This window comes from Parazoarcus sp. PS-13 R2A (genome assembly GCF_057621855.1).
The window spans coordinates 392,996-406,507 of record NZ_JBYEXN010000002.1 but is presented as its reverse complement, the minus strand read 5'-3'; the positions used below and the strand labels follow the sequence as shown (position 1 = coordinate 406,507).

The following is a 13,512-nucleotide window of genomic DNA, read 5'->3' as shown; positions in this document are numbered from 1 at the left end:
CTTTGATATTGTCCATTGGGCGCTCCGTAAGGATTTGCGCCGCTCGCGCGACGAAACGCAAACGATCCGTTTGTGGAGCCCCTCATGCAGTATCCCGCCTCGAACCCGCGCCAGCGCCAGGGCACCTGCGCCCTGCTTGCCGACAATCCGCTACAGCGCGCCAGCGCGACTGCCACCTCGCACAGGGGGAGCGCATGAGCGGCATGACCGAACTTCAGGGTGTCTTCTTCTGGTCCTTCCTGGTCGTCTTCGGACTGGTGATGTACTGGATCTCACCGCGCGCACGGGACGAGGCCGGCTTCTTTCACGGTGCCGACGATGCCGGCAGGCCGGCTTCGCAATGGGCGCTGATGATGAGCGTGTTCATCAGCTGGATTTTTGCCAAGTCGGTCACCAATGCCGCGAACCTGGGCGCGGCCTACGGCATTGTCGGCGGGCTGGCCTATGCCGCTTACTGGCTGTCGATCCCGGTGGCCGGCTGGATCATCTACCGGCTGCGCACCCGCGAAGGGGCGACCGGCATGGTGTCCTTCCTGATCGCAAAGTACGGACGCGGCGCGGCGCTGGCGTTTTCGGCCGCCATCCTGGTGCGGCTGTTCAACGAAGTGTGGAGCAACACCGCCGTGGTTGGCGGCTACTACGGTGAATCGGGCTCGGGCGCCTTCATCGCCGCAGCGCTGCTGTTCACTGCGTCGGTGCTGTTCTACAGCCTGAAAGGCGGGTTGCGCAGTTCGATCTTCACCGACGTCATCCAGGCGGTGGTGTTCGTGCTCTTTCTCGGCCTGACGCTGCTGTGGGTCGTGCCGACCCACGGGCCGGTGGCCTTGCTCACCGAAGGCGAGTTTGCGCTCGGCTCGGGCGTCGACCTGCTGCTGGTGGCGGTGCTGCAGGTGCTGTCCTACCCCTTCCATGACCCGGTGCTGACCGACCGCGCCTTTGTCACCCGCGAGAAAACCATGCTGCGCGCCTTCATCGTGGCCGGCGTGCTCGGCTTTGTCGCCATCGTGGCCTTCAGCCTGGTGGGCGTGCATGCGCGCCTCGAAGGCATGCCGGTGAGCGGCAACGTGCCGGCGGATGTGGCGCGGGTGCTCGGCGTGGCGGGCTTCTTCGCGATGGCAGTGGTGATGATCTCGTCGGCAGCATCGACGCTGGACTCCACCTTCACCTCGCTCGCGCGCTCGGTCGCGCATGATCTGCCGCTGCTGGCTGGACGTGCGAAATTGCTGCGACCGGTGCTGGCGGGGACGATTGCGATGGTGGTGTTTGCGCTGATCGGCAACCTGCCGATGATCGCCGGCACCGACATCCTGAAAGCCACCACGATCAGCGGCACCATGGTGATCGGTTTGGCGCCGGTGTTCCTGTTTTCGCGCTGGGTGGGCTATTCGCCGCTGTCCTTCCACCTCAGCTTCTGGTCCGGCATGATCCTGGGCACCTTGCTGGCGGTCGGCGCAATTCCGCCGGGCTGGGCGATTGGCGACGGCAAGTACGCGCTGCTGCTGGGTACCAACCTCTATGGTCTGGGCTTGTGCATGACCGGCTTCCTGCTGCCGCTGGCTTTCGGCCGTCGCCCGGCGCGCGGCTGCGAAGGCGCGACCTGAGGCGCCACACCAGCATGCCGGATACGCCTGCCCCGCCCAGCGCAGACGACAGCGCAACGCCACGGCTGTCGATCATCGTACCGGTGCTGAACGAGGCGATGCAGGCGTATGCGCAGCTGCGCCTGCTCGCGCCCTTGCGCCGCTGCGGGGTGGAGGTGATCGCAGTCGATGGCGGCAGTACCGACGAAACCCTGGCAGTCGCCCGTCGACACGCCGGGCGGGCGATCACGGTACCGGGGCCACCGGCCCGGCAGTTCAACGTCGCCGCCGCGTTCGCCAGCGCCGAGGTGCTGCTGCTGACCGGGGCCGGCATCGTGCTGCCCGCCTTCGCCGACCAGCTGATCGACCAGGCCATGCAGGACGACGCCTGCGAGTGGGGACGCATCGACCTGCGCATCAGCGGCACACCTTGGCGACGCCTGCTGGCCAGCCTGCCCGATGCCATCACCGGTCGCCATGCCGAACGCGAAGCCGCGGCACCGCTGTTTGTCAGTCGCAAGGCCTTCATGGCCGTGGGCGGGATTCCAGCCGACGCGTGCCCCCCGCTGGCGGCGCTCGCGAACCGGCTCCGCGAGGCCGGCTTCAAGGCCACGAGAGTACGCAAACCCGCACGCGTGCGGCGCTCAGCGCAGGCCTCTCCGCCAATGCTACAGTGGCTGGGGAAGCACATCAGAGAATAGCGCGCATGAGTCTGTTCGACTATTTCAAACCTCGACGCAAGGTGGCGGACGACAGGTCGGCCCAGATGCTGGCCAGCCTGCTGGTCATGGCCTGGGTTGTCGAGGCGCGGGACCCGTACACCGGCGGCCACCTGTGGCGCGTGTCGCGCTATTCGGCCCTGCTCGCGGAGGCGGCCGGCATCAGCGGCGGGGCGCTGGCGCGCATCGAGATTGGCGGCTTTCTGCACGACCTGGGAAAGATCGGCATTCCGGACGCCATCCTGCGCAAGGCGGACAAGCTCACCGACGACGAATACGCCGTCATCAGGACCCATCCCGACGTCGGCGCACGCATGCTCGCCGGCCATCCGCTGGCAGCCCTGGTGCGCCCTGCGGTACTGCATCATCACGAGACCCCGGATGGCCACGGCTATCCGCACGGACTGGCGGGCGACGCGATCCCACTGGATGGCCGTCTCGTCGGCGTCTGCGACGCCTTCGATGCCATGACCAGCAGCCGCCCGTATCGCAAGGGCATGCCGATTGCGCAGGCGCTGGACATCATCCGCAGCCGCCTCGGCACCCAGTTCGACCGCGACCTCGGCGCGCAATTCATCACCCTCGGCGAAGCCGGCCTGCTCGACCACATCGCCGGGCACAGCGACGAGGGCATTCCGTTGCAGAACTGCGTGATGTGCGGCCCCACCCTTGTGGTGAGGCGGGAGGCACAGGCGGGGGACGAGGTGTACTGCCGCTCCTGCGGCGGCGAGTACCACCTGGAGCAAGGCGACGACGGTCGGCTGCACGCGGTGCCGACCGGGCGCAAGGGCAATCCTGCCGCGCTTGAGCCCGAGGCCGACACCGATCTCATCTCACGCGTAATTCAAAGCGCAGCCGCGCGCGCACCGGTCGAGGATATGATATCGGCAAATCGCTGAGCAGCACCTGAAAGACACTCGCCAACCCCAGGCACGAAGAGGAGACCATGAAAACAGTCAGACTGGATGGCGTCAAAGCCTGCATCTTCGATGCTTATGGGACCCTGTTCGACGTCTCCAGTGTCGCCCGCGGGGCCGAGACCGCGCTCGGCAACAAGGCGCAGGACGTGCTTGAGCTGTGGCGTGCAAAGCAGCTCCAGTACACCTGGCTGCGCAGTCTCGCCGGTCACCATGCGGACTTCTGGCAGGTTACCGGGGAAGCGCTCAGCTTTGCGTTGTCGAGCTTCAATCTGGACCGCCCCGATCTCAAGGTCCAGCTCATGGCCTGCTACATGAGCATCCCGGCCTACCCGGAAGTGAGCGAAACCCTGCAACGGCTCAAGACCGGCGGCATGAAACTCGCGATCCTGTCCAACGGCTCGCCCGCCATGCTGTCGGCAGCGGTTCACCATGCGGGCCTGAGCGCATTCTTCGACGCAGTCATATCGGTCGAGGAAGTCGGGGTGTATAAGCCGCACCCGAGCGTCTACGCCTTGCCCGAAAGGCATCTCGGCATTGGCGCCGAGCGCAGCTGTTTCGTCTCGTCCAGCAGCTGGGACGCATTTTCGGCGAAGGCTTCCGGCTGTCGGGTGATGTGGTGCAACCGTTTCAGGCAGCCCCCGGAGTGCCTGCCATCGACGCCCGACGGCATGATCGGGGATCTCTCAGCGCTCCCGGAAATCGTGCTTGCGCCCTGAGTTCTGCCGAACCCTGACCCGGATGTAAGGTCACAGCGTCCTTATTCGACTACACGTGCACAGGGCGATCACGCGAACGGTCGCCGCAATTCACGATACAAGGACATCCATGCACGCCACCCTGCCCCTGCTCCAGGCCACCGCCTTCCCCGCTCTGCGCCGCGACCGGCTGACCACGCTGCAGGTCAATCTGGGCTATCGCTGCAACCAGACCTGTCTGCACTGCCATGTCAATGCCGGCCCCAACCGTACCGAGATGATGGACGCCGAGAATCTCGCGCTCGTCACCCAGGTGATCGAGGCCCGCGGCATCGAGACCATCGACCTCACCGGCGGCGCACCCGAACTGCATCCGGCCTTCCGCGAAGTGGTCCGTTCGGCGCGGGCACAGGGCGTAAAGGTGATCGATCGCTGCAACCTGACCATCCTGTTTGAACCCGGTCAGGAAGATCTCGGCCAATTCCTCGCCGAGCAGCAGGTGGAGGTGGTTGCCTCCCTGCCCTGCTATTCGCTGGAGAACGTCGACAAGCAGCGCGGCAAGGGCACCTTTGACAAGAGCATCGCCGCCCTGCAGGCGCTCAATGCGCAGGGCTACGGCAAACCCGGCACCGGGCTGGTGCTGAACCTTGTCTACAACCCCCAGGGCCCGTCACTGCCCCCCGACCAGGTCAGGCTGCAGGCCGACTACAAGCGCGAGCTGTTCGAGCACTTCGGCATCGTCTTCAACGAGCTCTATGCGCTGGCCAACATGCCGATTCAGCGCTTCGGCTCGATGCTGATCTCGAAGGGGCAGTTCAACACCTACATGAAGCTGCTGAAAACGAACTACAAACACGACAACCTTGCCGGCGTGATGTGCCGCAGTCTGGTGAGTGTCGACTGGCAGGGCTATCTGTACGACTGCGATTTCAATCAGCAACTGGGTCTCGCCCTGCCCGGTGCCTCGATGCCCGCGCGTCCGCATCTGCGCGACCTGCTCAAGACCAACCCCGCCGGGGATCCGGTGCGGGTAGCGGACCACTGCTATGGCTGCACCGCCGGCCAGGGCAGCAGTTGTGGCGGCGCACTCCAGGCCTGATGACGATGAAGAAGATCGCTCTCGTCGCCGCCGCGGCGCTGCTGGTCGTGCTGTTCTTCGTGTTCGACCTGCAGCAGCTGCTCACGCTGGACGGGCTCAAGGCCGGCATGGACCGCCTGACCGCGCTGCGCGACGCGTCGCCGCTCCTGCTCGGGCTGGCGTATCTGGGCATCTACATCGTGGTCACCGCGCTGTCGCTGCCCGGTGCGGTCATCATGACGCTGGCCGGCGGGGCGCTCTTCGGTTTGCTGTGGGGCATGGTGCTGGTGTCCTTTGCATCGACGATCGGCGCCACGCTGGCGTTTCTCGCCTCGCGCTACGTGTTGCGCGAGACCGTGCAGGCGCGCTTTGGCGACCGTCTCAAGGCGCTCAACGAGGGGGTGCGCATGGATGGCGCCTTCTACCTGTTCACCCTGCGTCTGGTGCCGGTGTTCCCGTTCTTCCTGATCAACCTGCTGATGGGGCTGACACCGATCCGTGCCGCCACCTTCTACTGGGTGAGCCAGCTCGGCATGCTCGCGGGCACGCTGGTGTATGTGAACGCCGGCACCCAGCTCGCCCGCATCGACGGTCTTGGCGGCATTGTGTCGCCCGGCCTGCTGGCCTCGTTCGCGCTGCTTGGCGTGTTTCCGCTGCTTGCCCGGGCGGCGCTCGGCTGGGTGGGGCGTTACCAGGCATGGCGTCACGGCTGACAGTGGCATGCAAACGTTGAAACCGACCCGCATCATCATCTTTGCCAAGGCGCCCGTCGCAGGCTACGCCAAGACCCGGCTCATCCCCACGCTCGGCGCCGACGGAGCAGCGCGGCTTGCGCAGCGCATGCTGACCCACACCGTCGACAACGCGCTGCGCGCCGGACTCGGACCGGTGGAACTGTGTGCGGCCCCCTCGGCCGCAGATCCGGCCTGGCACGAACTGAACCTGCCACCCAAGCTGCAATGGTCCGGGCAGGGCGAGGGCGATCTTGGGGCCAGAATGGCACGTGCGGCGTCGCGCGGGCTCGACACCGGCCTGCCGGTGCTGCTGATCGGAACCGACTGTCCGGCGCTCGACAGCGATGTGCTTCGCACTGCAGCCCAAGCGCTGACCGATCATGACGCGGCCATCACCCCGACCGCCGACGGCGGCTATGCCTTGCTCGGGCTGAACCGCTTTCACGCCTCGCTGTTCGACAACATGCACTGGAGTGTGCCCACGGTCGCCACCGAAACCCTCGACCGCATCGGGCGCATCGGCTGGCGCGTCGCCCGGCTCCCGGAACAGCACGACATTGACGAAGCACAGGATCTGGAATGGCTGCCGTCGGGCTGGTACGGTAGCGTGCACAGAGTCCCCGCCACGAACTGATTCGCCTGCCGTGAGTCTTATTCGCGTCAGTCCCGGCTGGTAAGCTTGCGGAATTCGACGATCAGGCCGTTTGCCCGTCGCCCCGTCACCCTGTGCCGGGGCTTTTGCAAGCCCGCATCACGCATCACGCATCACGCACACTGCACTGGAGCACCCGACATGAAGCGAAACATCCCCTGGATTCTGCTGGCGCTGGCCACCGCGGTGCAGGCGGCCACCCCGGCACCTGCGCCCATCACGCTGCAGCCGGACGAGACACAGGCGGAGGCAGCGGCGGTCAGCGCCAGGCTGCTCAGCCGCTACCATTACGAAGCGGTTCCGCTTGACGACCGCATGTCGGAGAAGATCTTCGACCGCTACCTGAAGTCGCTCGACCCCGAACGGGTGTTTTTCCTGCAGGCTGACATCGACCAGTTCTCTGTCGCCCGCACCCTGCTCGACGATGCCATCGCCGGACAGCAGCTCGACATGCCCTTCACCATCTACACGCGCTATGTGGAACGCGTGCAGGAAAGGCTGGGCCTGGCGCGCAAGCTGCTGGAGAAGGGTTTCGACTTCGAGCTCGACGAACAGTACCGCTACGTACGTACCGATCTGCCCTGGGCCGCTACCCAGGCCGAGATCGACGACATCTGGCGCAAACGGGTGAAGAACGACTGGCTGCGCCTGAAGCTCGCCGGCAAGGACGAGAAGGAGATCCGTGCCACGCTCGACAGGCGGTACGAAACCGCCCTCGCCCGCTCCTTGCGCGCGAAGAGCAGCGACGTCTTTCAGGTCTTCATGAACGCCTATGCCGCGTCGATCGAACCGCACACCAGTTACCTCGGACCGCGCGCTTCCGAGGACTTCGCCATCTCGATGAAGCTGTCGCTGGTGGGTATCGGCGCCGTGCTGCAGGAGCGTGACGACTACGTCACCATCCGCGAACTGGTGGCAGGCGGGCCGGCCAGCCGCTCAGAGCGCCTTGCGGTCGGCGACCGCATCGCCGGCGTCGCCCAGGGCGAGAACACCCCATTTGTGGACGTGGTGGGCTGGCGAGTGGACGATGTGGTGGGCATGATCCGCGGTGAAAAGGGCACGACGGTCGTGCTCGACATCCTCCCCGCCGACGCCGGCCCGGACGCCGAGCACAAGCGGGTGGTGATGGTGCGCGACACCATCACCCTGGAGAAGCAGGCGGCAAGCAAGACCATCCTCGATGTCGGCAACGCAGATGCCAGGAAGCGCGTCGGCGTGATCACCCTGCCAACCTTCTACCAGGACGTCGGCGCGCGGCGCAATGGCGACGACAACTATCGCAGCGCGAGCCGCGACGTGGCACGGCTGCTGTCCGAACTGAAAGCCGAATCGGTCGATGCGGTGCTGCTTGACCTGCGCAACAACGGTGGCGGCTCGCTCGACGAAGCCATCGCCCTGACCGGTCTCTTCATCCACACCGGCCCGGTGGTTCAGCAGCGCAACGCGCAGGGGCAGATCCGCGTCGAGAGCGACATGATCCCCGGCCAGGCTTGGGATGGCCCGCTTGGCGTGCTCATCAACCGCGCGTCTGCATCGGCCTCCGAAATCTTCGCCGCTGCGGTGCAGGACTATGGCCGCGGCCTGATCATCGGCGAGCAGAGCTTCGGCAAGGGCACGGTGCAGACCCTGCTCGATCTCGATGAAATGGCCGCCAGCAGGACGCCCACGTATGGCGAGCTGAAGATGACGGTCGCCCAGTTCTTCCGCGTCTCCGGCGGCACCACGCAGCTGAAGGGCGTCACCCCGGATATCGCCCTGCCCTCGCTGGCAGACAAGGAGAACTTTGGCGAGTCGAGCTACGACAACGCCTTGCCGTGGACGCAGGTGCAGCCGGCCGCCTTCACCCCGGAAGGCCAGTTCGCGGAATTGCTGCCAGCGCTGACGCTGCGCCACTCAGCCCGGGTGACGAGCGACATCGGTTACCGCAATCTTGAGGAAGACGTCGCCGAACTGAACACCCTGCGCAAGCGCAACGAGATCTCGCTCAACGAAGTCGAGCGTCGTCGCGAACGAAGCATGCAGGAGGCGCGCCTCAAGGCCAGGGAGCTGGCACGCGCCGCGGCGGCCGGCGACAGCGCTGAAGCCGCCACCCCGGCGGCCATTGCGGCGCTTCGCGACGACGGCCTGATCGCCGGCGAACGCAGCCTGCGCGCCGAACTGGACGCCGAAAAGTCGGGCAAGAACCGGCGCGACGTCCTGCTCGACGAGGCCAGCGCCATCCTGGGTGACATGGTCGAGCTGCTGCAATCCGAAACCGGGCTGGCTGCACGCAATCCGCCCGCGAGCGGCGCCCGCGTCAACTAGGCTGCCGCAGACACCCAGCCGGAAGGGATGAGCCGATTACTGGCTATCGCCTTTCGGCCGCGGCGGTGCGTCCATCCATTTCTCGAACTCGGCCACCGGCATCGGCCGGGCGACGTACCAGCCTTGCAGGCTGGCGTTCTCGAGCGTTTCCACGAAGCGCGCCTGGTTTGCCAGCTCCACACCCTCGGCAACGACGCTTGCATTAATGGCCTGCGCGATCGAGCTGATGGCCTTGACCAGGGTCTTGCCCTTGGGGTCGTCCAGGATGCCATCGACAAAACGCTTGTCGATCTTGATCGTGTCGACAGGCAGGTTCTGCAGGTAGGCGAGGCTGGAATAGCCGGTTCCGAAATCGTCCAGCGCGACCTTGCCGCCCAGCGCTCGAACCGCATCGAGCGTCTCGCGCACGATCGGATTGGTCTCAAGCAACATGCTCTCGGTGATCTCGACCGTGAGGTGCGGCAGCGCATCCGCTTGGGCGCGCATGTGGTTTTCGAGCTCGCGGGTTGCGAACTGCTCTGCCGACACATTGAATGCAAGCCGGAAATCGCCGCCCCAGCGCCCGGCCCATGAACGCGCCAGCTCGGCCGCCGCGTTGAACACCCAGGCACCGACCTCGAGAATCTGGCCGGTTTCTTCCGACAGCGGAATGAAGTCGAGCGGCGGCACCAGACCCCGCAAGGGGTGATTCCAGCGAATCAGCGCCTCACCCGCAGTGGCACGCTTCTCCGCGAGGTTCCAGATCGGCTGAATGTAGAGCTCGAACTGCCCCTCCTCAAGCGCCAGCGCGATCTCGCGCCGGATCTGCGTGCGCCGCTCGGCCTGTTCGTTCATGTGCGGCGCGAAGTAGCGGAAGCCGTTACGCCCCCCCTTCTTGGCCGAATACATCGCCGTGTCCGCATGCTGGATGAGCTCTGTCGCCGTTGCGCCATCCCCTGGATAGCGCGCGATACCGACACTGGCCGACAGCTCGAGCCCCTTCTTGATTTCCGGCATCTGCTTACGCGCGGCTTCGAGGAGGTCGTGCAACACGCGCTCGAGCACAAGAACGTCCTCCACCTGCCCGAGCACGATGACGAATTCGTCGCCGCCGAAGCGGCCCACCGAATCCGTCGAGCGCACCAGGCCCGAGAAACGCATTGCAAGTTCCTTCAGCACCTGATCGCCAACCCTGTGCCCGAGCAGGTCGTTGATCGGCTTGAAACCATCCAGGTCGAGGAACAGCACGTAGGTCGGCATGCCCGAGCGGTCGGTCAGGCGCATCTGCTCGCTGAGCCGGTCGAGCGTCAGGTTGCGGTTGGGCAGGCCGGTAAGCGCATCGAAGTTGGCCTGCTGGAAGATCGTGGCTTCCTGGCGCTTGCTCTGGGTGATGTCCTGCACGACAGCGACGATCAGGTCGTCGTCAAGCGTGCTTTCGCGGGTCATGCTGACGGTGAGCCGGCCCCAGCGGATATCGCCGGCCTTGGTCAGGTAGCGCTTGTCCATTGTGTAGCTGTCGCGCCTGCCGGCCATGAGCTCGGCGAACAGCGCAAGATCGCCCGAACGGTCTTCTTCAACCGTGATTTCACGAAAATGGCGACCGACGAGTTCGTCCGGCTCATAGTCGAGCATGTGCGAAAAGGCCGTATTGGTCTGGTTGATACGGCCGTCCGGATCGACCAGCACCATGCCGACTGCGGTATTGGCAAACACCGACGCGAAGCGGGTTGCGGTGGCCTGCACCGCGTGCCGCGCCGCAACGAGGTCGGTCACGTCGGACGTGCTGCTGACCAGATACTTGCACACGCCACGCTCGTTGTTTACGCACTGGCCGCGTTCCTTGAGCCAGCGCAGCTTGCCGGAAGGCAGAATGACGCGGAACTCGAAATCCCAGTGCTCGACCGGGTGCTTGATGACACGCTTCTCAAGCAGCACACGGTCGTCGGGATGAACCCAGTCCAGCATCCGCTTCGGGTCGTCCGTGATCTCCTCTACGTCGCGCTCCCAGAAATCGGCAAAATTGGGCGTCACGTACAGCATCTGCCTGAATCCCGGGTCGGCCATCCACACCACCTCGCGCAGCGACTCGGTGATGAAGCGCATGCGCTCCTCGGTTTCGAGCCGGCGGACTTCCTCGGTGCGAACTTCTGAGACGTCGGTAAAGCTGAGCACTGCGCCGGTCAGCTGCCCGTTGCTGTCACGGTAGGGCGAAATCTGGATCAGATAGTGCGTGTCCCCGCGCGCGGCGCGATCAATGACGGTCTCGCCCTTCTCGATGACTTCGGCCAGCTGGTCGCGCAGACGGGTCAAACGCAGGTTGCAGGGAACACCGACCAGACTCTGGCCGACGTCGTCCGGCATGAGGCCGAAGATACGCACGGCGAGCGGGTTGAAACGCGTGACCCGCCCCAGCTTGTCCACCACGACCAGTGCCATCTGCACCGAGTTCTGGATGTTTGTCAGCGTATCGTTGAGATCGGTCAGCTCAACGGACTTGGCCTGCAATTCGTCGTTGAGCGTGGTGAGCTCTTCGTTGGTAGCCTGCAGCTCTTCGTTGGTGGTCTCGAGCTCTTCGTTGGAGGCCTGCAGCTCCTCGGAACTGGCCTGCAATTCTTCGTTCAGGCTTTGCAGCTCCTCGTTCGAGGTTTCCAGTTCCTCGATCACGGCCTGCAGGTGCTCACGAGTGCCAGCCAGTTCCTGCTGGCATTCGAGCAGCAGGCGCGCTATCGCCCCCTGATCGCCCACCGAGCCGAGCACCGCTTCGATCTCGGCGGAGTCCGGCCCGTTCTGCTCCTCGAAGCAGATCATGATGCCGCGTTCGCTGTCCGTACCTTCCATCCACAACTTGCGCAGTACAAGCCGGATGTGGGCCGGTTTGCCGTCGATCGAGACCATCATGGGATGGCCTGCGGTTTCGGACAGGCTGTCCTGCGCCATGCGGTGCAACATGGTGCGAAGCTCGGTCCGGATCTCGGGAACGCACAGCGACAGGATCGAGAAATCGGCCGCCCCCTCTGGCAGCGTCAGGTAACGACGGGCGTTGCCAAAGAAATGCAGGGGCTCGAAGGCCTGGCTGACCAGGATGCTGGGCGGCGCATATTCGCGCAGCAGGATGTCGCGCATGATCTCCACTCGCGGCATCTGCGCGGTCTTGCCACGCACCGCCCCGCCCTCGGCCTTCACCCCGGGAAAGGTCAGGTTGCCGCCGATACGAACCGGATACGGTGTCTGCACCGCCTTCTTGCGATACAGCTTGTTCTTGCCATCGACCGTGGAGAAGAGATTGGTGGCGCCACTGATCGATTCCGACTTGCCCAGCAGCAGATAGCCCCCCGGGATCAGCGAGTAATGGAACTTGTTGAAGAGCTCTTCCTGCAAGCCCTGCTTGAAGTAGATCATCACGTTGCGACAGCTGATGACGTCCATGCGCAGGAAAGGCGGATCGCGAACGATGTCCTGCCGCGCAAAGACGCAGATCTCGCGGATCAGCTTGCTGATGCGGTAGAAGCGGCCTTCCTGATGGAAATAGCGGTCGCGAAGATGCGCCGCCATGCCTTCGAGCGAGGCCTCGGGATAGAGTCCGGCACGCGCAACATCGGTCGCGGTGAGATCGATGTCGGTTGCGAAGACGCGCACATCGAAGTCATTGATACGACTGCCGAGCGTCTCGACCAGCAGAATGGCAATCGTGTAGGCCTCTTCGCCGGTCGCGCAACCCGGCACCCACACGCGAATCGGCTCACGCGGCGCCTTTGTACGTGCAAGATTGGTGATGACCCCCGTGAGCGCCTGGAACGGCGACGGGTCGCGGAAGAACGACGTCACCGAGATGAGGAAACTCTTCTGCAGGGTCGTCAGCTCACCCGGGTGCTCGCGCACATGAACGAGATAATCCTCGAGCGAGTCCAGACGCAGCGCGGCAATCCGCCGTTCCACCTGGCGCCCCAGGGTGGCTTCCTTGTACTGGGTGAAATCGATCTGCGTCGCCTTGAACACGAGGTCGAGCACATCGCGCAGGGTTGCAACCGTGGGACGCTCGGCGGGGCGCTCGAGAGGAATCCTCATCGGCGACACGTCTGCAAGCGTATTCAGGTGCTGCGCAATCTCGCTGATCCGCAGCTGGAGATCGACCGAGCCCGAACGCACAGCGGCACTCGGCATGCCGTCGTGCTTGGCCTCGTCGAACGACTGTACGAAGACCAGCCCGCCTGCCGCCTTGACCGCACGGCAACCATGCGCCCCGTCACTGCCTGTCCCCGAAAGCACAACGCCCACCGCATAGTCGGCGTAGGTATCGGCGAGCGAATGCAGCAGCAGGTCAACCGAGGGCTTGGGACCAATCTCGTTGGCCGGCTTCACCAGCACCAGCTGCCCGTCACGCACGGTGATGTCCCTGTTGGGCGGGCAGACATAGACATGATCGCTAGCGACGATCTCGTTGTGATTGGCCGTGGTCACCGAGATCTTCGCATCGCGCGACAAAAGGTCAGTAAGCAGGCTGGTGTGCTGGGGCGACATGTGCTGGGCAACGATGTACGCCGTCTTGCCCGTTGCCCGAAGATCGGCAATCAGCGGTCGCAAGGCCTCCAGCCCGCCGGCAGAAGCACCAAGACCGACCACATAGGTGGGTGCGTTGTCGCGCGCAGCGTTTGCCTTGGCGCGCTTTGTCTTGGGGGCGGACGTCGCCGCCGTCTCCTTACCATCTGCCATCAGATTACTACCTGTCGTTAAACAAAAATACAAACAGAAACCACCTCGGGACCGAGGCTATCACAAGGCAAGACGGAAGATGTAATGGGGCAAACCATACACGCCACCCCGAAAAACCGCCCAAAGTGACGCTATTCGTTG

General features: G+C 64.7%; 9 protein-coding genes. 8 read left to right on the top strand and 1 reads right to left on the bottom strand.

All coding sequences use genetic code 11. From position 1 onward, the window contains the following. The first annotated feature begins 194 nt into the window (after positions 1–194). The 8 genes from AC22G6_RS03765 (at position 195) to AC22G6_RS03730 (ending at position 8,682) form a co-directional block, all read left to right on the top strand. Entirely contained in the window at positions 195–1,601 is a 1,407-nt protein-coding gene (locus AC22G6_RS03765) for a sodium:solute symporter family transporter (protein WP_487365671.1), read from the top strand. A gap of 14 nt (positions 1,602–1,615) precedes the next feature. Next, positions 1,616–2,281 carry a glycosyltransferase gene (locus AC22G6_RS03760; protein ID WP_487365670.1) on the top strand — a complete coding sequence of 222 codons (666 nt, stop codon included), beginning with the start codon at positions 1,616–1,618 and terminating at the stop codon, positions 2,279–2,281. Between the two features lie 5 nt (positions 2,282–2,286). Further along, positions 2,287–3,198, top strand: a complete 912-nt coding sequence (locus tag AC22G6_RS03755) for an HD-GYP domain-containing protein (RefSeq protein WP_487365669.1) — start codon at positions 2,287–2,289, stop codon at positions 3,196–3,198. A gap of 47 nt (positions 3,199–3,245) precedes the next feature. Further along, the gene (locus AC22G6_RS03750; protein ID WP_487365668.1) at positions 3,246–3,935 is read left to right on the top strand and encodes a haloacid dehalogenase type II; all 690 of its coding nucleotides are present in this window, start codon (positions 3,246–3,248) and stop codon (positions 3,933–3,935) included. A gap of 109 nt (positions 3,936–4,044) precedes the next feature. After that, on the top strand, positions 4,045–5,013 hold the full coding sequence (gene arsS / locus AC22G6_RS03745) for an arsenosugar biosynthesis radical SAM (seleno)protein ArsS (protein WP_487365667.1): 969 nt from the start codon (positions 4,045–4,047) through the stop codon (positions 5,011–5,013). Positions 5,014–5,018: 5 nt separating this feature from the next. Continuing rightward, a complete protein-coding gene (locus AC22G6_RS03740) occupies positions 5,019–5,705 on the top strand; it encodes a TVP38/TMEM64 family protein (RefSeq protein WP_487365666.1) in 687 nt (228 codons plus the stop codon). Positions 5,706–5,712: 7 nt separating this feature from the next. Beyond that, a complete protein-coding gene (locus tag AC22G6_RS03735; RefSeq protein ID WP_487365665.1) occupies positions 5,713–6,360 on the top strand; it encodes a TIGR04282 family arsenosugar biosynthesis glycosyltransferase in 648 nt (215 codons plus the stop codon). 159 nt (positions 6,361–6,519) lie between these two features. Beyond that, positions 6,520–8,682, top strand: coding sequence for a carboxy terminal-processing peptidase (locus AC22G6_RS03730; protein WP_487365664.1), 2,163 nt, complete (start codon positions 6,520–6,522; stop codon positions 8,680–8,682). Between the two features lie 36 nt (positions 8,683–8,718). Here AC22G6_RS03730 and AC22G6_RS03725 read toward each other — a convergent pair whose 3' ends face one another. Then, the gene (locus AC22G6_RS03725; protein WP_487365663.1) at positions 8,719–13,371 is read right to left on the bottom strand and encodes an EAL domain-containing protein; all 4,653 of its coding nucleotides are present in this window, start codon (positions 13,369–13,371) and stop codon (positions 8,719–8,721) included. Positions 13,372–13,512: the final 141 nt, after the last annotated feature.

Bases quoted from the DNA above. Each gene is read 5' to 3' on its own strand.
- AC22G6_RS03755 (WP_487365669.1), top strand. From the start codon at position 2,287: ATGAGTCTGTTCGACTATTTCAAACCTCGACGCAAGGTGGCGGACGAC.
- AC22G6_RS03730 (WP_487365664.1), top strand. From the start codon at position 6,520: ATGAAGCGAAACATCCCCTGGATTCTGCTGGCGCTGGCCACCGCGGTG.
- AC22G6_RS03725 (WP_487365663.1), bottom strand. From the start codon at position 13,371: ATGGCAGATGGTAAGGAGACGGCGGCGACGTCCGCCCCCAAGACAAAG.
- AC22G6_RS03760 (WP_487365670.1), top strand. From the start codon at position 1,616: ATGCCGGATACGCCTGCCCCGCCCAGCGCAGACGACAGCGCAACGCCA.
- AC22G6_RS03750 (WP_487365668.1), top strand. From the start codon at position 3,246: ATGAAAACAGTCAGACTGGATGGCGTCAAAGCCTGCATCTTCGATGCT.
- AC22G6_RS03740 (WP_487365666.1), top strand. From the start codon at position 5,019: ATGAAGAAGATCGCTCTCGTCGCCGCCGCGGCGCTGCTGGTCGTGCTG.
- arsS (WP_487365667.1), top strand. From the start codon at position 4,045: ATGCACGCCACCCTGCCCCTGCTCCAGGCCACCGCCTTCCCCGCTCTG.
- AC22G6_RS03735 (WP_487365665.1), top strand. From the start codon at position 5,713: ATGCAAACGTTGAAACCGACCCGCATCATCATCTTTGCCAAGGCGCCC.
- AC22G6_RS03765 (WP_487365671.1), top strand. From the start codon at position 195: ATGAGCGGCATGACCGAACTTCAGGGTGTCTTCTTCTGGTCCTTCCTG.